The sequence below is a fragment of the Rhizobium sophorae genome, assembly GCF_013087515.1.
GTDB lineage: Bacteria > Pseudomonadota > Alphaproteobacteria > Rhizobiales > Rhizobiaceae > Rhizobium > Rhizobium sophorae.
Window position 1 is genome coordinate 32,527 of the sequence record NZ_JABFCN010000034.1, and the last position, 17,373, is coordinate 49,899.

Genomic DNA, 17,373 nt, shown 5'->3' on the forward strand with positions numbered 1-17,373 from the left:
CCGCGCCCTTGTCTCAGGACATCCTCGATGTCGGCCGATATCGCCGGCAATCAGCACGACGAGGAAAAATTCGGGAGCCAAAAAGCCCCCGAATCACAGATTTCAGATCGGAATGTCGTGAAGCTCACTTCATCGTCGGCATGACGAATTCCGCGCCGCTCTTGATGCCCGAGGGCCAGCGGGCGGTGACGGTCTTGGTCTTCGTCCAGAACTTGATCGAATCCGTGCCGTGCTGGTTGAGGTCGCCGAAGCTCGAGGCCTTCCAGCCGCCGAAGGAGTGATAGGCGAGCGGAACCGGGATCGGAACGTTGATGCCGATCATGCCGATGTTGATGCGCGATGCGAAATCGCGGGCGGCATCGCCGTCACGGGTGTAGATGGCGACGCCGTTGCCATATTCGTGCTTCATCGGCAGCGACAGCGCATCCTCGTAGTTCGCGGCGCGAACGACGGAAAGGACAGGTCCGAAGATCTCGGTCTTATAGATGTCCATCTCGGGCGTGACATGATCGAACAGGCAGCCGCCGACGAAATAGCCGTCTTCATAACCCTGGAGCTTGAAATCGCGGCCGTCGACGACGAGCTTGGCGCCTTCCTCGATGCCGCGGTCGATCAGGCCGCGAACGCGGGTATAGGCTTCCTTGGTGACGAGCGGGCCCATGTCGGCCTTGTCGTCGGTATAGGGGCCGATGCGCAGGGATTCGATCTTCGGCGTCAGCTTCTCGACGAGGCGGTTGGCGGTCTCTTCGCCGACTGGAACGGCAACCGAGATCGCCATGCAGCGCTCGCCAGCCGAACCGTAGCCTGCGCCCATCAGCGCGTTGACGGCCTGATCCAGGTCTGCATCCGGCATGATGATCATGTGGTTCTTGGCGCCACCGAAGCACTGGGCGCGTTTGCCGTTCATCGCCGCCGTGCCATAGACGTAGCGGGCGATCGGCGTCGAGCCGACGAAGGAGACGGCGCCGATATCGGGATCGGTGAGGATCGCGTCGACGGCACCCTTGTCGCCATTGACGACGTTGAGGATGCCGGCGGGCAGACCGGCTTCGATCATCAGTTCGGCGAGGCGGATCGGCAGGGAGGGATCACGCTCGGAGGGCTTCAGGATAAAAGCATTGCCGCAGGCGATCGCCGGCGCAAACATCCACATCGGGATCATGCCCGGGAAATTGAAGGGGGTGATGCCGGCGCCGATGCCGACCGGCTGGCGGATCGAATACATGTCGATCGCAGGCCCGGCGCCCTCGGTGAACTCGCCCTTGGCGAGATGGGGAATGCCGCAGACGAATTCGCAGACTTCGAGGCCGCGAATGACGTCGCCCTTGGCATCCTCGATCGTCTTGCCGTGCTCCTTGGAGAGGATTTCGGCAAGCTCGTCCATGTGCTTGTTCAGGAGTTCGACGAACTTGAAGAAGACGCGGGCGCGGCGCTGCGGATTGGTGGCCGCCCATTTCGGCTGCGCAGCCTTGGCGTTTTCGACGGCAGCGCGCAGTTCCTCGACGCTTGCGAGTGCGACCGTCGCCTGCACTTCGCCCGTCGCCGGATTGTAGACGTTGCTTGTGCGGCCGCTGGTGCCGGCAACCTGCTTGCCGCCGATGAAATGACCGATCTCACGCATGGGTGTTCCTCCTGTTTTTGGATGGCCGACAATCGCACTTCAATTTGCACAAATCAATGCGCTGATATAAGCAACCGTTGTGCGTAAATTATAGCCCTATCATTGCATCAGGCCCTGCGGCTGCTTCCAAACTTGGCACTGCACGCCAACAAGTCAAATGTCGACAAGTCAGACCCTGGGGAGATCAAACCGATGAGCCGGAAACCCGTCGTCAGAATGGCAGAGCTGGAGATCGATCCGGACACGCTTGAAACCTATCGCGCATTGCTCACGGAAGAAATCGAAGCATCCTTCGCGCTGGAAGACGGCGTCCTTTCCCTGAGCGCTGTTTCCATCAGAGACAACCCAAACTGGATCCGTATTCTTGAGGTCTACGCCGACCAGGAAGCATACGAGGCCCATCTGCGAACACCGCATTTCCTTAAGTACAAGAACCAGACGGCACACATGGTGACCTCGTTGACGCTTATCGAGGTCGATCCGATCGCCATGCGTGCCAAGCCATGAACTGGGACGATGTTCGTATTTTCCTCGCCGTCGCCCGCACCGGCCAGATCCTTGCCGCCTCGAAGCGGCTGGGGCTCAATCACGCCACGCTCTCACGTCGACTGACGTCGCTGGAAGAGGCGCTGAAGACGCGGCTTTTCATCCGTCGCACGAATGGTTGCGAGTTGACGGCCGAAGGAGAAGTGTTCCTGGCATCCGCAGAGCGGATGGAAACGGAAATGCTCGCAGTACAGGCCAGCCTCGGCCACACCGATACGGCAATTGCCGGGACCGTGCGTGTCGGGGCGCCTGATGGGTTCGGTGTTTCCTTTCTTGCACCGCGCATGGGCAGGTTGATCGAGCGCCATCCGGAGCTGAAGATCCAGCTCGTGCCGGTGCCGCGCTCTTTCTCACTGTCGCTGCGCGAGGCGGATATCGCCATCACACTGGAGCGGCCCGAACAAGGCCGGCTCGTCTCCTCCAAGCTCACCGACTACACGCTCGGCCTTTATGCCTCGCGGGATTATCTGGCGTCACAGGGAGCACCCGCCGATGTCGACGCGCTCAAGGCGCATCGCCGCATCGGCTATGTCGAAGACCTGATCTTCACCGCGTCCCTGAATTTTTCCGGCGCAGTCATGCGGAGCTGGGATGCAGGCTTCGAGATTTCGACGGCGATCGGACAGACCGAGGCGGTACGAACAGGCGCCGGCATCGGCATCCTGCACGATTATATCGCCAGGCAATATCCGGAACTCCAGCGCATTTTGCCGGAGGTTTCGATCCGGCGCGCCTACTGGACGACCTATCACGAAACGGCGCGCGACCTGCTACGCGTCAGGAGTGTCGCCGATTTCCTGCAGGAACTCGTCAGCGCCGAACGGCACATTTTTCTCTAAAAGCCTCGAATGTGTGTTTTGCCGGTTCGTCGTTCTCGTCGGGATTGGGAACGGGTGCCTCGTCGGGCAGCCTGTCCGGCTCCGGTTCCTTGATCGGCGGCACCGGCTTCCAGCCGGGCCCGGGCATTGGCGGCTGATCGGGAATGGGTTCGTTGGGCACGGACATGACCGCCTCCCTTTCATGATTTCAGTTTACGCGACGTTCGGGGTTATTTGTCCGGCTTCAGCGATTCGGCAGCGCGCATCGGCATGCTGTCGATAATGGCGAAGAGCTCGCCATCGGTAATCGGCTCGCTGGCCTTGAGCTTCACGGTGCCGTCCTTGCCGAGAAGGAACGCGGCGAACTCGCCGACCTCCGGCGCCTCAAGATCGCGGCGGATCGCTTCGCCGTCGAGGCCGTCAGTTGCACCGAATAGCGGTCGAACGCCGGCACCGGAAACCTTCAGCACCACCAGGTCACGCTCATCGAGGGCCGAGCGGCTGGCGAGCAGCTGATTTTCCTGCCGGGCGGCGCGGGAATTATCTCTGTCGGCGAAAACAACGAAGACGCGGTTCTTCCACTGGAACTGGGCGAGACTTTCGATCGGCGCATAAGCGCTGTTGGTCTCGTCGATCTTCGTCGCACCGTAGAGCAGGGTTTTCGACATGCATATTCTCCCGTTACTATGGTGAACGACCCGGTGCGGCATGGGTTCCATCGAAGCGATAGGAACCGAACTTTTGGTTTCGCGTCCCAAATTCATCCGTTCGTTTGGCACTACGGAGGCTTTCGTGAGCGTGGAATTCTCCTTCAACGATTGCCAGGTGACGCCTGGACTCACTAGAGGGGTTGGCTTCTCGGTATCAGGTCGGCGCCGTTCTTGCCGTTCGGACGATCAGGGGTGACGATCCGCAAGGGAGCGCCGCCTTCGCTGGTGACCCACCTTCTTGCGTCCAAACCCCTCCCCGTCAGTGGTCTTTGCGTGGTCATCAGATGGACATGCGGATTACCGTCTTTGTCGTGATAGACCCAATCCGCGACCATTCCCTTCGAAGTGAGATTGTCTCGCACGAACCCGCACCAGCGCGATGTTCTCGGCCCGCGTCAGTTCCTCCGGCAGCGCGATGATAAGCTCACGCGCCAGCTGCGCGTCTGCCCGTTTCTCAAAGGCGTCGACCGCATTTCACAGCACTTCGCTGGCGCCGGCAACGGAACGACCGCCGATCGCCGTCCGCAGCCAGGTCGGCATGTGGTCCGGCAGGGCCAGTTCCTCATGGACCAGCTCGGAGGCCCCGCCCCTGTAGCTGAAGGACGTACCGGCCTGTTCGTCCATCATCCGGGCGCGGTGGCGATAGGCGGCGGCCGAGACGACGTTGCGTCCCGCTCCCCTGCTGATCACCTGCGCCCTGACGAACATGATCGCCACTGCCGTCTCCTGATCTCCCGAGCACGTCGCGACAGCGACGTATATTGCGCCCTCAAACCGATCGGACCGAAGGGCCGATACCGCTTTTCCAGAAGACGGCCATCGGCCGAAAATTCGGCTGCGACGTTTTGGGGCAGGTACAAAAGCCCGTTTAACTATTGCTTTCTAGTTAGTATAATCGATCTTCAGGGGCTATTTTCAGGAAAGGAGTCACCAATGGCCGTAAAATCATCGATTTCTGATCTCGATGCGCAGATTGAGAGACTGCGAGAACGTCGGCGAATTCTGATAGTTAAATCGGCCGAGCGGTTTGCCCGCGCGGCGACGAAGTCCGGGCTGGCGGAAATGGAGATCGCTGATGAGGAAGTCGAGCGGATCTTCGAAGAGATCGCCGCGCGATTTTGCAAAGAGGAGAAGAAAGGGGCTGGTGGCCTATCTCCTCAAACACGCCCACCAGCAGTTGGTGGCGCTGGATCGACGTCGGAAGTTTCACATGACGGCTGACCGCAAAAAAGAAGCCCGCGATAAGTTCTTGCTCGGCGGCATCGTCGTGAAGGCCGGCCTATCAAAGGCCGACCGGGCGTTTCTGCTCGGTGGCCTCATCGAATTGGCGAGGGTGATAACGGGATCGGAAGAACATTGGCGGTTGCGCGATATCGGCAAAGAGGTGTTCAGGGCTTCGCTCGATCCTTCTTCCCCGCGCGTCGAGGAGAACGCCTGATGGCGTTGAAGAGTCGATTTCATCCGAGCCTGCTGCTGGTCTTCGTGCCTATCGTCGTGACAGCGATCACCGTCTACATCACCGGCTGGCGATGGACGGCACTGGCCTACGGCCTATCCGGCAAGATCGAATATTGGTTCCTGCGAGCGGCACCCGTGCCGGCGCTCCTGTTCGGGCCGCTCGCAGGATTTCTGACCGTCTGGGCGTTGCCGCTGCATCGCCGGCGGCCGATCGCCGTGGCCAGCCTCTTGTGCTTTCTAGTCATCGCCGGGTTTTACGCGTTGCGCGAGTATGGGCGCCTGGTCCCGTCGGTGGAGCGCGGCATCGTCACGTGGAACCAGGCCCTTTCCTACCTGGATTTCATTGCTGTCATCGGTGCCCTGGCGGGTTTTATGGCCGTGGCAGTCGCCGCCCGGATCTCCGTTGTCGTGCCCGAGGCAGTCAAGCGGGCAAGGGGCGGAACCTTTGGCGATGCCGATTGGCTTTCGATGTCAGCGGCGGCAAAGCTCTTTCCGCCCGAAGGCGAGATCGTCGTCGGCGAGCGTTACCGCGTCGACAAGGAAACCGTCCACCAAGTGCCCTTCGATCCGAAGGATCGCAGCACGTGGGGACAGGGCGGCAAGGCGCCACTCCTCACCTACAGCCAAGACTTCGATTCCACCCATATGCTCTTCTTTGCCGGATCGGGTGGATACAAGACGACCAGCAACGTCCTGCCGACCGCACTGCGTTATACCGGCCCTTTGATCTGCCTCGATCCTTCCACCGAGGTCGCGCCGATGGTGGTCGAGCATCGCACCCGCGTTCTCGAACGCGAGGTCATGGTGCTCGATCCGGCCAACCCGATCATGGGCTTCAATGTCCTCGACGGAATCGAGCATTCGAAGCGAAAGGAGGAAGACATCGTCGGCATCGCCCACATGCTTCTATCCGAAAGCCTGCGTTTTGAATCCTCGACCGGCTCCTACTTCCAGAACCAGGCGCACAATCTCCTGACCGGACTGCTCGCCCATGTCATGCTGTCGCCGGAATATGCCGGCCGGCGAAGCCTACGCAGCCTGCGCCAGATCGTGTCCGAGCCGGAACCCTCCGTCCTCGCCATGCTGCGCGACATTCAGGAACACTCGGAAACTGTCTTTATCCGCGAAACGCTCGGTGTCTTCACCAACATGACCGAGCAAACCTTTTCGGGTGTCTATTCGACGGCGTCGAAGGATACACAATGGCTCTCATTGGATAGTTACGCCGCGCTCGTCTGCGGCAACGCTTTCAGGTCGAGCGATATCGTCACCGGCAAGACGGACGTATTCCTCAATATCCCGGCGTCGATCCTGCGCTCCTATCCCGGCATCGGGCGCGTCATCATCGGCTCTTTGATCAATGCGATGGTCCAGGCCGATGGCGGCTTCAGCCGCCGAGCGCTCTTCATGCTCGATGAGGTCGACCTACTCGGCTATATGCGAGTGCTGGAAGAAGCGCGCGATCGCGGTCGCAAGTACGGGATCAGCATGATGCTGCTCTATCAATCGGTCGGGCAGCTGGAGCGGCACTTCGGCAAGGATGGCGCGACGTCATGGATCGATGGCTGCGCTTTCGCCTCATACGCCGCGATTAAGGCGCTCGATACGGCGCGCAATGTTTCCGCCCAATGCGGGGAAATGACGGTTGAAGTACAGGGGCGTTCGCGCAACATCGGCTGGGACACGAAAGGCGGCGGCACGCGCAAATCCGAGAGTGTCAATTTCCAACGCCGGCCGCTGATCATGCCGCACGAGATCACCCAGTCGATGCGCAAGGACGAGCAGATCATCATCGTGCAGGGCCACAGCCCGATCCGCTGCGGCCGAGCGATTTATTTCCGGCGGAAGGATATGGACGCGCAAGCAAAGGCCAATCGCTTCGTGCGGACTTGACGATCTCACACGTCGCATGGCTATCTTTCGGAAGCGTGCCGGCTCCCTATTGAGAAGCTAGGATCGAAGCTTTGCTCGAGGACGATCATACCTATCGCGAGGTTAAAAAGCTCAAGCCTTCTCCGCTTGATGAACCGTTTGGACCGATCGCGGCGGCCCGATAATAGATCTCGGTCACCCGAAATCGACCATCGATGCGTTTGCACTGGACGATGACGTCGATCGCGATCTTCAGCATCTCGCGTATGTCGTTTCGCTCCAGGTCCCGCCCGCCTTCGGATTCCTTCACCAGCAGTGTCAGTTGTTCGAAGGCAAGCCTAGCCGAGTCGGCGTGGACGGTGGTGATCGAACCCGGATGACCTGAGTTCACACTGCGAATGTAGTAGAACGCAGTGCCGTCGCGCAGCTCCTGCAGAAGAATGCGATCGGGTCGCATGCGCAGACAGGATTCGAGCAGATCCTTCGCCCCGACCTTTGCCAGTCCCTGGTCACCTTTGGAGTAGAAGAGGCGGACATGGTTCGGCTGCGGGATGACGAGCTCGGGCGTGTCTTCGATGGAGATGATGCGTTCGCTGGAAGGGATATGGCGGATCAACGCCTTTGAAAGCGTCGTCTTACCGGAGCCCGTCGCCCCGGAGATGATGATGTTCTTGCGCGCATGGACCGCTTCTCGAAGAAAGGCCTGGTATGAACCCGTTCGATGGAGGTCCAGGAGCCTATGGTCGATTGCAGAGACGTCTGCTTCTTCCCTTGCCACCTCGGCGAACAAGCCGCCTTGATCAAGATCGTTCAGGCTCAGCGACACCGACGACGGCTTTCTGATCGTGACGCTGACCGTTCCCTTTGTCGTGGCCGGCGGGATCACGATCTGGATCCGCTCGTCGCCGGGCAGCGTTGCCGAGAGGATAGGTCGGGTTTCGTCGATCGACTGGTTGGAATAGCTGGCGACAGCGCGCGCGAGACGCATCAGCTTGTCGAACGACAGATCCGGCAGATCGTGGGTCTGCCACCCGACTGTCCCCTCGGTGACCACCTGGGTTGGCCAGTTGATGATGATCTCGTAAAGGGACTTGTCGCGGAGAAAGGGCGACAGCGGTACCAGCAGCTCGCGCACGACGCCGGAGTCGGCTCCCTCTGTCATGAGCGGCTCTATTTCGTGACCAGGGTCGTTGAGGCTGGACTGAAGTCGCCAAGAACCGCCCGATCGAAGACGCGGTTGCGCGGTTCGGTCACACGAAGCCGATAGACGCTCGAAAAGTCGAGATCACGCGCCACGAAGATCGAGACCAGCTCTCCTTGATGCTTCAACAGGGTCGGCGGAATATTGATCGACTGTTCGACGGCAATGGTTGCGGCCTGCTTGCCGGCGCTCGTCGTGTTGTCCGCCTCGACATCGCTATCCTGCAGCTGGCTGTTGGCGTAGGAGGTCGCGTCGCCGACGATCGACAAAAGGATCGCGCTGCCGAAACGCTCCCACCAATGGGTATCGACGTAGCCGTCGACACCGGCACGTCCAAGGGCATCGGTTGCCGGCGACGCCAGGGTGATGATCACGCCCTTCGGTGTCTTTGCCCGGTTCCAGAGCACAAACAGGCGTTTCTGGCCGCGGCGAAGGCCGCCGCGATATTCACCGACGACCTGCGTGCCCTTTTCCATCAGCACGACGCGGCCGTTGTCCGAAAGAACGTCGCGATTGATGACACAGCTCGTGAATCCGGGTTGGTCGGAGGACAGTGCCGTCTCCAGGACGCATGGAATGGAGGTGCCCATGGCGACAATGAAGTCGCGATTTCCAAGGGTTCCGGCGCGCGAGCCCTGCAGTTGTGTCGGCGTCAACAGCCGATTGAAGCGCTGGTCCTCGTTTTCCGCCTGGGCACCGAGACCGCCCGGATTATTTCCGAACGGAACGTAGTTCGAAGCGGCATCGGTGCTGGCATTCTGGTCTCGGGGAGACTGGGGAGACTTTTCACCACCATAGGCGATGACCGGCGCGCGGCGGGCGGCGTCGAGAAGCTTCTCATCCTCGCCCGCCTGCTCGGGCATCCCGGGCGTCGGCAGAATTGTTTCCGACGTCGTGGCAACCGGTTCGACCGGCTCCTTTGCCGGCTCGAAATCCGATGTCTGCCGGATGATGACGCGTTCGGGCTGGACGCCGTCGGCGGGCTCATCCTGGCCGCGCATCGACCAGAGCGCAAAGCCGACGAAGGCGATGATTGCCAGCGCCACCGCACCACGTCTCACTGTCGGATTGTTGTCGAGGCCGCGGCCCGTCGTCGTCTCCGCGCGCTCCCCGGGAATGTGGGTGCTGTCTTCCTCGGCCATGACGTCCTCCTATTGTCCTGCCGCTGCCTGCGTCTTCACGACGCGCTCGACAGAGGGTGAGGTCGTATTCGTATCGGGATTGATGCCGATACGATCATAGGCCTCGTTGAAGACGCAGAGAACGTCGCCTCCCCTGCGCAGGATGAACTTGCGGCTGATCGCGTGTACCAGCACCAGGTTGTTATCGACGGATTTCGGCACGAGGCTCTCGCTGCCATCGGAATTTTCCATGTAGATCGCCGGCATTTCCTGGTTGCCGACAAAGGCGAAGGTGGTGACCTTGCCATTGTCGTAGACGGCCTGCGGTTCAAGCGACACGGCCCCTTGCGCCGAATAGCGCCAGTTGCGTGGGCCATAGGCCTCGTGAAGAGCAAGGACCTTGTCCGCTTGGCCGGCCTGAGCTGCTTGCGTACGGGCAGCGGCCTCCAGTCTCCGGCGTTCGGCCTCGTCGGCGGGATAACGATACTTCACATAGAAGTAGGTGTTCTGCCCTGCCTCGACGGTGCCATCGCGAACCGTCAGCTCCATCTGGTAGCTGCGGGTCGAGCCGTCCCGCCGGGTCGTGACGACCGAGATGTTGGTCACCGGCTGGTTTTCGCGGGGCTTCAGGAACAGGATATTGCCGGCAGGCGCCACTTCCCATGCGACGCTGTTGCCGAGCGCGACGTGGGCGATCTCCTCGTCGGCGGCGAACTCGATCTGCACCGAGGAGCGCAAGGTGCCGACGATCTTGGTGATGTTATAGGGCTGGTAGTCGATGAAACGGACGCGACTATCCTGCGATGCGCCGCGCGGAATATCGAGCGCCAGCGCCTTCGTGGAGAGGCTGGCGACCATGGTCAGGGCGATCAGGAAACTCGGCTTCAATTGATGGCCTCCGGATCGGCGCGATACTCGCTGACGGCAAAACCAAGCGGATTGGTCAGCCGGTCGGTCGAGGACATCGGCACGTTGACATAGGAAAAGGTGAGTGTCGCCACCCAGTGGGTGGTCCTGACGTCGTCACCGCGGGTGACGGTTCTGGTATAGCGCACAGATACGACATTGGCGTTGATCAGCGAGATCGAGACGACGTTGATGCGCGACGTTGCACCGCGGCCGTAGATATTCTGCGGAGAGTCCGGATTGGCGCCTCGATAAATTGCCGCGAAACGCGTCTGTTCCGGCTGGGTCGAGAGCAGCGCGACGGTGCGAAAATTCTCCTCGGCCTCGCTCCAGAGATAGGCTTCCCGCGCCCGCACATATTTGGCGGCGAAGTACTTGGTCACCGCTTCGTCATAGGTGCCGGCGGTCGCAGTCAGCGCCGAGACGACGTCGACGATGCCGGTCGAATTGTCGACCCGCACGACGAAGGGCTCGACCGTTTTCAACGGCGTCAGGCCGGCAACCGCGACGATCGAAGCGGCGGCAAGCATGCTTGCGGCGATCGCGATGGACCAGGCGATGCGCGCCGACCGCTCCACCTGCAGCAGCCGATCCTGATCGAAGCGGCGCGCTCTTTCGAAATAGCTCTTCAGACTGTCCGTTCTCACCATCTTACCCCTCCTGGCACTGCCGATAGGAACCCACGGCATCGAAATGCGCGAAGGCGGGCGGCTCCTCCGTCGGCGGCCGCTCCCCATGGAACATGTGGCCGGTCGCAGTCGGCTGGACAGCGTCGGCGTCGTCTTGCTTGGCCGGCTTGTTGTCCTCCGATTGCCACATGGAGCGGTTGAGCGGCCGGCGCGAATAGCCGTCGCATTTGGGCAAAGGGCGGGACATCGCAGCACAGCCGATGAGCTCCATGGCAAGGAGAAGCGAGACGATAATGCGGATCATTTGAACGCAAACCTCTGAAACGTTTGTCGTGGAGAAGTCGTCATCCGGCCCCTCAAGATCTGAGGCGCCGGCCGACGAAACGGGCGCCCCGCCCAACCGCTCTGGCGCTATGGGTGGCTGCCCAGGCGAGCGTACTTTCGTGGGCGTCTCGGCCAGCACCATAGCCGTAGGTCAGCGACGCGCCGCCCGCGGCAAGTGCGGAGGCAATACCGGGCAGCTGGTAGAAGACGTAAAGGGCGGCAAGGCAGATGGCGCAAAGGGCGACCGGGCGCATCATGACGTCGGTATAGCTTTCGACCGCCGTGAAGGTCGTGTCGATACAGCTGATCAACAGTGAACCGATCGCGACGACCAGGACCTGGAGAATGACGAAATTGGCGAGCTGGCCGATCCAGGATTCGGTAAAGCGACGGGTGGACTGGAACATCGCAAGTGCGACGAAGATCGGGCCGATCGCCAGCACGATGGCGAGCGCCAGCCGGGCATAGAGCGAAACGATATAGCCGATCGCCGCCACGGTGAAGCTCGCGCCGATGGCCATCATCCCGCCGATGCCGGTGACAATGTCGGCCGGCCAAGTGGCACGCGCCCAGATTTCGCGCGCGCAATTCTGGCCCTTGTCGAGCAGGCTGTCGAAGGTGGAGGCACTGGGTGCCGTCCCCGAGTTCAGCGCCTGTGAGATCTCGCGCGGCAGCGTCTCGAAGAAAATGTTGGTAACATAGGTCTGATATTCGCTGGCGTTGCGCACCAGCATGACGATGACCGCAAGCTTCATCGCCCGAAACGCAAATTCGAGAATGGGCTCCCGGACCGAGCCCCGCAAGACAAGATAGCCATAGAACACGACGTAGAGCGTCAGCGCCGCGGTGAGCGGGCCGCTGATCCAGCTGGCGATGTTCGAGGTGCCTGACGAGATGAAATTTTCCAGCGGCGACTTGAATTGGCCATCGACGAAGCTGAAGACCTGGTACATCACTCAGCCTCCTGGCGATTTACGCGGAAGCTGAAGCCGAACCCTCCAGTCCGCCGCCTCCGCGTTTTGGCAGTTGGGCGTCTGACGCAAGGCGCCGGGGTTGTTGCGGCATTCGCTTGTGATCTTCGCCAGCAGGGCCTCATCGGCCATGAGCTCGTCGACGGTATAGATCTTGTCCCCCCGACCGAAGCAGCCGGAAAGTGTGAGCATGACGATGCCGAGCAGGAGATGTTTCATTTGAGCGCCTCTCCCATCGCATCCAGGCGCTTGCGCCAATCCTCGGCCTTGCGCTGGTCGTCGACCTGAACCTGTGCTTGCTGGACCATCTGCAGAGCCTGCATGCGCAGCACGTCGGTTTGCAGAAACGCGGTTTCGGCCTGCAGCCGTGCCTGAAGATCGGCGATATCCTTGGCATCCGCAGCACCCGAGATCTGCTGGCGCAGCTCATCGATACCGGCGATGCGCTTGGTGGCGGCATCGTAGATCTGCTGGCCGAGGCTCATCTGGCCGGCATTCTGGTTCTGGGCGCGGGCCAATTCCTGCGCATAGAAATCATTGGCGTTGGTGCGATAGGTCGAATTCGCGTCGAGGAATTTCGAGGCGGAGCTACCGAAGACACCGGTGCCCGCCCCTTTGAGCAGCCCTTCGATGTCCTTGAAATCCTGCGGCAATGCCTTGCGGATCGACGGATCGTTCAGGAGACCGGCGACATCGGCCATATTGGTGATCTTGTTCAGCGATGCGTATAGCTGCTGCGCTTGCTGAAGCTGGTGATTGAGCGCGTCGAGCTGGGATTTAAGCTGGGTGATGCTCTCGATCTGCTTGGCGATCGCCGTCTCATCGATAACAGGAATGCCCTGTGCGAATGCGGTTCCAACAGGCGACAGCATGGCCATCAAGAGTGCACACCTTAATCTGACCCTTTCCATCAATCCGTTCTCCTTCTTTGCTGAAACACCGGCAGCCAGTCTTCGAGACGGTCGCCGACCTCCGCCCGGATCGCCTCGGCGCGTTCGACGTTCGCCGTTCGACCGGACAGGATGTCGAGTTCGTTATCGAAACCCCTGAGGTTCAGTTCGGCGACGACACTGTTGTGCCCCTGCTTGACGATGAAGCGTCGGCTCTCGACCGAAAGCTCGCGGGAGAGAAGTTCGAACTCGCGCTCCGTCAGTTTGAACCCGTCGACGTAATCGGCATGGTCGCCGCGCGGATTGGGAAGGAAGATCTGCGTCGGGCACTGCTCGATGATCGTGTGGGCGATCGGCGAGGCGATCGCGTCGCGCGGACTTTGGGTCGCAAACAACATCAGCCCGTTCTGTTTGCGGATCGTCTTCAGCTTGTTCTGCGCGAGGTCGCGAAAGCCTTCGTCCTGCAAGGCCTTCCAGAACTCGTCGATCACGATGATGATGCGCCGCCCGTCGATCAACTGCTCGATGCGAAAGAACAGGTAGGCCATCAACGGGGTGCGGATTTCCTCATTGTCGAGGAAGTCGGTCATGTCGTATCCGATCAACTTGGCGCCGATCCCGATGTCGTCGGTCCCGTTGTCGAACACCCAGCCGAGCGACCCTCCCCTCTCCCAGCGCCTGAGCCGCGATGCGATGCCTTCGGGGTCGGTATTGTTGAGGAAGGTGCGCAGGGCGCCGATCGAGCGTCTTTCGACCGGCAGATCCGCCAGGCCATCGATTGCCGAGGCGATGTCGCGCAGCTCCAAGACCGTCAGTTCGCGCTTTGGCGATCCGACCAGCTGGCCGACCCAGCGGGCGAGGAACACCTTGTTCTCCGGGGTGAGTTCAAGTGCCTTCAACGGCGCGCAACCGGTGGCGACACCGTTTCGAAGCGGCAGGTAAGTCCCGCCCGCGGCACGGACGAACAGGTCGGCTCCGCGATCCTTGTCGAAGAAGACCATGTGGGGATCATGCTTTTCGAGCTGGGAGAGCATGAAGTTGAGGAACACCGTCTTGCCGGTGCCCGACGGGCCGCAGACGAAGGTGTTGCCAAGGTCGCTATGGTGGAAATTGAAATAGAAGGGCGAGCCGGAGGCTGTCTTCAGCATGGCGACGGCCGGTCCCCATTCATTGCCGTCCTTCTTGCCTGCGGGATAGGAATGATAGGGGGCGAGCGCCGCGAAATTTCGCGAGGTGATCGCGCCCGATCTTGCACGATAGCGGAAATTGCCCGGCACCTGCCCCCACCAGGCCGCTTCGAGCCCAAGATCCTCGCGGGCGACGACCGCGCCGCCGTTGGTGACGTAGGCCCGTGCTTTCGCCATATGATCAGTCAGTTCCTTCACCGAAGGCGCAAAGACCGACAGCGCCAGATGGTGCTCTCCAAGCACAAAGCGGTTCGATTCCAGGTCGTCCATGGCATCGCCGAGTTCTTCGATCTGCGACGCTGCCTTGTCGCCGGCGCTCACCATCTGGTTCTGTTTTCGCCCCATGATCGTGCGCGCATCGGCTTTCGAGACGAAGGCGAAAGACTGCGTCAGGATGAGTTCGAACGGCGCCGTCAGGATGCCGTCGAGCATGCCGCTGCGGGTCGTCGCCGGATATTCCTTGAACCCGAATATGCCGGCATAGCGGCTTTCGGCCTCATGACGGATCTCGATGGTCTCGCGCCCAAAGATCACCCGATCCGAATAGATCGCCGAGGATATCCTGCCCTCGGTCAGCGGAACGCGCTCCCGCCGGCCGCCGACGATCTGATGCAGAACCTCGCTCGGTTCGGAGAAGACGATGTCGTCCTGCTCGTAGAGGGAGAGCACCCGAGGCTCGAAGCGTTTCAGCCCGGCGGTCACGTCCGACACTTTGTCCTGCAGGTGCTTCAGGGCAACCTCGTCGACTTCGACGCCGGTCCGGCGCGCCCTGCGCAGGCGCGAAAGAAGGTTGGCTGCTTTTTCGGCGGGATCGCGGCCCGGATGCCAGACAAGCGAGAGGTACAGATCGTTTCGAAACAGATCCTCTCCGATCATGCGTTCGCGGTATCTTGCATTCAGCCCCTGCGAAAAACGATTGGCGAACTCTCCGTCCGGATAGTCGTTGTCGCGGCGGCGAATGACATGTGTCCAGAGCGCCAGGCGCTCATCGGCGATGTTGCGATAGAGCGTATTGAGGTCGCGGTGCAGACTGTTGAGATCCAGGACATCGGCGGTCTCGAAGGATATGCCATCGAGCGCGAGCATCACCATCAGCGCCCTGGATTCGAGCGCAATCGTTGTCTCATCAACATGGCGGACGTGCGGAATGAAGGTTTCCGGCCCGAGTTCACGCGAGCGAAGCGTTGCGATGCTAGGCAAGGCTCAAATCCCTTTCGTCATAACACCGGATGAGCGCCAGGGGTGAGAGCGTGGCGCCACCCCAATAGGCCGCGTTGCGCGACCGGCCGCGCGTCTCGATCCAGGAGATCAGGATCCGGAACATGTTGTGGTCGTGCTTGACGAGCGTCCGGAATATGAACTGGAACACCACGCCGACAAGCGCGTAGGCAATTGATCCCGCGGTGATGTAGAGGATCGTCGTCAGCATGACGTTCACGCCCATCGCCTCCATCGTCACGCCGGCGACCATCGCCGGGCGGGTGCAGGCAAGGAACAGGATATCCTCCTCGATCGCGGCGGTCGGCATGATGATCAGCTTCCGACGATCGTATTGACGAGTTCCGTCGCGCCGAAAATCCCGCCGATGCCGATGATCCAGAAGCCGGCGCGGCGCAGATCCATGTAGCCGAACATCCAGGCGATGCAGATGATGATGACGGCGATCACTGCGAGCAGTCGGGCGATGTTGCCGGTTAGCATGTCGACGATGTTCTGCAGGACGGTTTCGACGCCGGCTGCTTGGGCGAAGGCCGGCTCCACCAGGCAGACAACGATGGCTGCTGCCATCAGGAGAGAGGCCGCGACAGGGCGAAGGTTTGCTTTCGAGATCATTCACTATGCTCCGATTGATCATTCTGAAACACGAGAACCTGGGATGACCGCCGGGCGCCGAAGACGTCCCATGATGCGGCTTCACCGGATTGGGAAAGGAATCGTTCGGGCGGGGATGTCTCCCGGCTGACTGGCCGATCCGCGCGAGGGGCTTTTTCATGCGGCTCGGCGATAGCGAGAGAGGTCAGGTCGGAAGGCAGGTGGACCATTTCCTGGCGGACCTGCTCGTCATATTTGATCATTTCGCCAACAGACGGATCGTCACGCCCGTAATAGGACTGAAGCATCACCTTTTCGGCCTGCTTCGCATCGGCGCCGGCGCGCAAGGCCAGGCGATAATAGCCGTCGAGCAAGGTGGCCGTCGCCTTGAGGTTCAGGCAGGGATCGAACGCATCCGAAATCGAAAGCTTGAGTCTGCGCAACTCCGCCTCGCCAATGCCGCCGAGGCCGATCTGGATGTCCTGCCGATCGGCAACGAGGGAGGTCGCGAGTTCAATTGCCTCCGCCTTTGATACGGGTTGGCGCTCAAGCGGTGGGCCGCTGTTGATACGAATGGCGAAGGGTTTGAAGCCGCTCTCGAGACTGATGACGGCGGCCAGCGTCCTGACGTCCACCACGGGCGCGCAGTTCTGGGCGAGATCCACGAACGTGACGGCCATCGATCAGTACCATACCCGCTGCGTCGCTGCCCCGTCGATCGTGACGTCGACATAATGCGGCTGCGATCTGACGTTCGGGCGGGCCGTCGAGTAGCCCATGCATTGACGCCGTCCATCCAGCAGTTGCCATCGCGGGGACAGAACCGAGCCGTTGCTGAAATTATACCCGTCCCCGACATGAGGGCAAAATGCATCGCTCACGGGCTGGAGGGCTGTCGACACGCAGGTTCCTTCTTGCCCGCGCGGACCATAATTGCTTTCCAGCCGGTACCCGGTTTCGCAGTAATACGGCTCATAGCCCGGACGCGAACTGTGGAAAGTGGCGCCGCTGCATGTCGGGAACGAATGCCCCTCGGCAAGCTCGCGCCAGAGCTTCTCGATCGGCGGCCGGCATTCTGCAAATTGCGTCGGGCCTCCGGGGTTGGAGAGGCATAGGATAACCTCGCAACCCCAGTCATTTGCTAGCGCCCTGCCAGGTGAAGTAAGGTAAGGTGGCAATATGCAGCAGACAGCCACGACTGAGTTTAGCAGAAGGTTTTTCATGAAGACGACCCTCCAAAGGACATCCCATTGCGGAAGAGGTGGTTTGCCCGTAGAGCAACTTATACCGATTTATATAACACAGTA

21 protein-coding genes and 1 pseudogene are annotated in these 17,373 nt (G+C 60.8%); 5 read left to right on the forward strand and 17 right to left on the reverse strand.

Annotated elements, in window-relative coordinates; all coding sequences use genetic code 11:
* Positions 1–124: 124 nt before the first annotated feature.
* The gene (locus tag G9X64_RS20245) at positions 125–1,621 is read right to left on the reverse strand and encodes a CoA-acylating methylmalonate-semialdehyde dehydrogenase (RefSeq protein ID WP_168312577.1); all 1,497 of its coding nucleotides are present in this window, start codon (positions 1,619–1,621) and stop codon (positions 125–127) included.
* Positions 1,622–1,813: 192 nt separating this feature from the next.
* Here G9X64_RS20245 and G9X64_RS20250 point away from each other — a divergent pair, with 192 nt between their 5' ends.
* Together G9X64_RS20250 and G9X64_RS20255 are read left to right on the forward strand one after the other, a co-directional pair.
* Positions 1,814–2,128, forward strand: a complete 315-nt coding sequence (locus tag G9X64_RS20250; protein ID WP_168312576.1) for a putative quinol monooxygenase — start codon at positions 1,814–1,816, stop codon at positions 2,126–2,128.
* The gene (locus tag G9X64_RS20255) at positions 2,125–3,006 is read left to right on the forward strand and encodes a LysR family transcriptional regulator (protein ID WP_130674714.1); all 882 of its coding nucleotides are present in this window, start codon (positions 2,125–2,127) and stop codon (positions 3,004–3,006) included. Before G9X64_RS20250 ends, G9X64_RS20255 begins: the two co-directional genes overlap by 4 nt.
* Here the strand turns inward: G9X64_RS20255 and G9X64_RS20260 are convergent.
* The 3 genes and pseudogenes from G9X64_RS20260 to G9X64_RS20270 all read right to left on the reverse strand — a co-directional run.
* Entirely contained in the window at positions 2,978–3,172 is a 195-nt protein-coding gene (locus G9X64_RS20260) for a hypothetical protein (protein ID WP_130674713.1), read from the reverse strand. The genes G9X64_RS20255 and G9X64_RS20260 overlap by 29 nt on opposite strands.
* 43 nt (positions 3,173–3,215) lie before the next feature.
* Positions 3,216–3,653, reverse strand: coding sequence for a DUF4174 domain-containing protein (locus G9X64_RS20265; protein WP_168312574.1), 438 nt, complete (start codon positions 3,651–3,653; stop codon positions 3,216–3,218).
* Positions 3,654–3,865: 212 nt separating this feature from the next.
* A pseudogene (locus G9X64_RS20270) lies at positions 3,866–4,412 on the reverse strand (MobA/MobL family protein); the annotation flags it as partial.
* A 216-nt stretch (positions 4,413–4,628) separates the two neighbouring features.
* Here G9X64_RS20270 and G9X64_RS20275 point away from each other — a divergent pair.
* From G9X64_RS20275 to traG, 3 genes are read left to right on the forward strand one after another with little or no spacing between them, the layout of a single operon-like run.
* Positions 4,629–4,916, forward strand: coding sequence for a TraC family protein (locus G9X64_RS20275; RefSeq protein WP_168312573.1), 288 nt, complete (start codon positions 4,629–4,631; stop codon positions 4,914–4,916).
* On the forward strand, positions 4,906–5,133 hold the full coding sequence (locus tag G9X64_RS20280) for a conjugal transfer protein TraD (protein WP_168312572.1): 228 nt from the start codon (positions 4,906–4,908) through the stop codon (positions 5,131–5,133). Before G9X64_RS20275 ends, G9X64_RS20280 begins: the two co-directional genes overlap by 11 nt.
* Positions 5,133–7,046, forward strand: a complete 1,914-nt coding sequence (gene traG, locus G9X64_RS20285) for a Ti-type conjugative transfer system protein TraG (protein ID WP_168312571.1) — start codon at positions 5,133–5,135, stop codon at positions 7,044–7,046. The genes G9X64_RS20280 and traG overlap by 1 nt, the downstream gene beginning before the upstream one ends.
* A gap of 91 nt (positions 7,047–7,137) precedes the next feature.
* On the opposite strand, the gene virB11 is transcribed toward traG, so the two are convergent.
* The 13 genes from virB11 to G9X64_RS20350 are packed head-to-tail and all read right to left on the reverse strand — an operon-like array spanning position 7,138 to position 17,289.
* A complete protein-coding gene (gene virB11 / locus G9X64_RS20290) occupies positions 7,138–8,187 on the reverse strand; it encodes a P-type DNA transfer ATPase VirB11 (protein ID WP_171377312.1) in 1,050 nt (349 codons plus the stop codon).
* An 8-nt stretch (positions 8,188–8,195) separates the two neighbouring features.
* A complete protein-coding gene (virB10, locus tag G9X64_RS20295) occupies positions 8,196–9,368 on the reverse strand; it encodes a type IV secretion system protein VirB10 (protein WP_171377313.1) in 1,173 nt (390 codons plus the stop codon).
* Positions 9,369–9,377: 9 nt separating this feature from the next.
* On the reverse strand, positions 9,378–10,235 hold the full coding sequence (gene virB9 / locus G9X64_RS20300) for a P-type conjugative transfer protein VirB9 (RefSeq protein ID WP_171377314.1): 858 nt from the start codon (positions 10,233–10,235) through the stop codon (positions 9,378–9,380).
* Complete coding sequence (locus tag G9X64_RS20305; protein WP_168312567.1) at positions 10,232–10,903, reverse strand: VirB8 family type IV secretion system protein; 672 nt, start codon at positions 10,901–10,903, stop codon at positions 10,232–10,234. Before G9X64_RS20305 ends, virB9 begins: the two co-directional genes overlap by 4 nt.
* A gap of 1 nt (position 10,904) precedes the next feature.
* Positions 10,905–11,186 (reverse strand): hypothetical protein, encoded by a 282-nt coding sequence (locus G9X64_RS20310; protein ID WP_171377315.1) that lies wholly within the window; start codon positions 11,184–11,186, stop codon positions 10,905–10,907.
* A 52-nt stretch (positions 11,187–11,238) separates the two neighbouring features.
* Entirely contained in the window at positions 11,239–12,159 is a 921-nt protein-coding gene (locus tag G9X64_RS20315; RefSeq protein WP_171377316.1) for a TrbL/VirB6 family protein, read from the reverse strand.
* A 3-nt stretch (positions 12,160–12,162) separates the two neighbouring features.
* Positions 12,163–12,396 carry an EexN family lipoprotein gene (locus G9X64_RS20320; protein ID WP_171377317.1) on the reverse strand — a complete coding sequence of 78 codons (234 nt, stop codon included), beginning with the start codon at positions 12,394–12,396 and terminating at the stop codon, positions 12,163–12,165.
* Positions 12,393–13,088: a P-type DNA transfer protein VirB5 gene (virB5, locus tag G9X64_RS20325; RefSeq protein ID WP_171377318.1), complete on the reverse strand. Its 696-nt coding sequence runs from the start codon at positions 13,086–13,088 to the stop codon at positions 12,393–12,395. Before virB5 ends, G9X64_RS20320 begins: the two co-directional genes overlap by 4 nt.
* Positions 13,088–15,454 carry a VirB4 family type IV secretion/conjugal transfer ATPase gene (locus G9X64_RS20330; protein WP_171377319.1) on the reverse strand — a complete coding sequence of 789 codons (2,367 nt, stop codon included), beginning with the start codon at positions 15,452–15,454 and terminating at the stop codon, positions 13,088–13,090. The genes virB5 and G9X64_RS20330 overlap by 1 nt, the downstream gene beginning before the upstream one ends.
* Positions 15,447–15,782, reverse strand: a complete 336-nt coding sequence (locus tag G9X64_RS20335) for a VirB3 family type IV secretion system protein (protein ID WP_171377320.1) — start codon at positions 15,780–15,782, stop codon at positions 15,447–15,449. The genes G9X64_RS20330 and G9X64_RS20335 overlap by 8 nt, the downstream gene beginning before the upstream one ends.
* A gap of 5 nt (positions 15,783–15,787) precedes the next feature.
* Positions 15,788–16,087, reverse strand: a complete 300-nt coding sequence (locus G9X64_RS20340; protein ID WP_171377321.1) for a TrbC/VirB2 family protein — start codon at positions 16,085–16,087, stop codon at positions 15,788–15,790.
* Complete coding sequence (locus G9X64_RS20345; protein ID WP_171377322.1) at positions 16,084–16,746, reverse strand: lytic transglycosylase domain-containing protein; 663 nt, start codon at positions 16,744–16,746, stop codon at positions 16,084–16,086. Before G9X64_RS20345 ends, G9X64_RS20340 begins: the two co-directional genes overlap by 4 nt.
* A 3-nt stretch (positions 16,747–16,749) precedes the next feature.
* Entirely contained in the window at positions 16,750–17,289 is a 540-nt protein-coding gene (locus G9X64_RS20350) for a hypothetical protein (protein ID WP_171377323.1), read from the reverse strand.
* Positions 17,290–17,373 lie beyond the last annotated feature (84 nt).

What these genes read in the sequence shown, in the direction of transcription:
- G9X64_RS20245 (WP_168312577.1), bottom strand. Translation starts at nt 1,621, where the DNA reads ATGCGTGAGATCGGTCATTTCATCGGCGGCAAGCAGGTTGCCGGCACC.
- G9X64_RS20315 (WP_171377316.1), bottom strand. Translation starts at nt 12,159, where the DNA reads ATGTACCAGGTCTTCAGCTTCGTCGATGGCCAATTCAAGTCGCCGCTG.
- G9X64_RS20260 (WP_130674713.1), bottom strand. Translation starts at nt 3,172, where the DNA reads ATGTCCGTGCCCAACGAACCCATTCCCGATCAGCCGCCAATGCCCGGG.
- virB11 (WP_171377312.1), bottom strand. Translation starts at nt 8,187, where the DNA reads ATGACAGAGGGAGCCGACTCCGGCGTCGTGCGCGAGCTGCTGGTACCG.
- G9X64_RS20310 (WP_171377315.1), bottom strand. Translation starts at nt 11,186, where the DNA reads ATGATCCGCATTATCGTCTCGCTTCTCCTTGCCATGGAGCTCATCGGC.
- G9X64_RS20340 (WP_171377321.1), bottom strand. Translation starts at nt 16,087, where the DNA reads ATGATCTCGAAAGCAAACCTTCGCCCTGTCGCGGCCTCTCTCCTGATG.
- G9X64_RS20280 (WP_168312572.1), top strand. Translation starts at nt 4,906, where the DNA reads ATGACGGCTGACCGCAAAAAAGAAGCCCGCGATAAGTTCTTGCTCGGC.
- G9X64_RS20335 (WP_171377320.1), bottom strand. Translation starts at nt 15,782, where the DNA reads ATGCCGACCGCCGCGATCGAGGAGGATATCCTGTTCCTTGCCTGCACC.
- G9X64_RS20250 (WP_168312576.1), top strand. Translation starts at nt 1,814, where the DNA reads ATGAGCCGGAAACCCGTCGTCAGAATGGCAGAGCTGGAGATCGATCCG.
- virB5 (WP_171377318.1), bottom strand. Translation starts at nt 13,088, where the DNA reads ATGGAAAGGGTCAGATTAAGGTGTGCACTCTTGATGGCCATGCTGTCG.
- G9X64_RS20275 (WP_168312573.1), top strand. Translation starts at nt 4,629, where the DNA reads ATGGCCGTAAAATCATCGATTTCTGATCTCGATGCGCAGATTGAGAGA.
- G9X64_RS20320 (WP_171377317.1), bottom strand. Translation starts at nt 12,396, where the DNA reads ATGAAACATCTCCTGCTCGGCATCGTCATGCTCACACTTTCCGGCTGC.
- traG (WP_168312571.1), top strand. Translation starts at nt 5,133, where the DNA reads ATGGCGTTGAAGAGTCGATTTCATCCGAGCCTGCTGCTGGTCTTCGTG.
- virB10 (WP_171377313.1), bottom strand. Translation starts at nt 9,368, where the DNA reads ATGGCCGAGGAAGACAGCACCCACATTCCCGGGGAGCGCGCGGAGACG.
- G9X64_RS20305 (WP_168312567.1), bottom strand. Translation starts at nt 10,903, where the DNA reads ATGGTGAGAACGGACAGTCTGAAGAGCTATTTCGAAAGAGCGCGCCGC.
- G9X64_RS20345 (WP_171377322.1), bottom strand. Translation starts at nt 16,746, where the DNA reads ATGGCCGTCACGTTCGTGGATCTCGCCCAGAACTGCGCGCCCGTGGTG.
- G9X64_RS20255 (WP_130674714.1), top strand. Translation starts at nt 2,125, where the DNA reads ATGAACTGGGACGATGTTCGTATTTTCCTCGCCGTCGCCCGCACCGGC.
- G9X64_RS20265 (WP_168312574.1), bottom strand. Translation starts at nt 3,653, where the DNA reads ATGTCGAAAACCCTGCTCTACGGTGCGACGAAGATCGACGAGACCAAC.
- G9X64_RS20350 (WP_171377323.1), bottom strand. Translation starts at nt 17,289, where the DNA reads ATGAAAAACCTTCTGCTAAACTCAGTCGTGGCTGTCTGCTGCATATTG.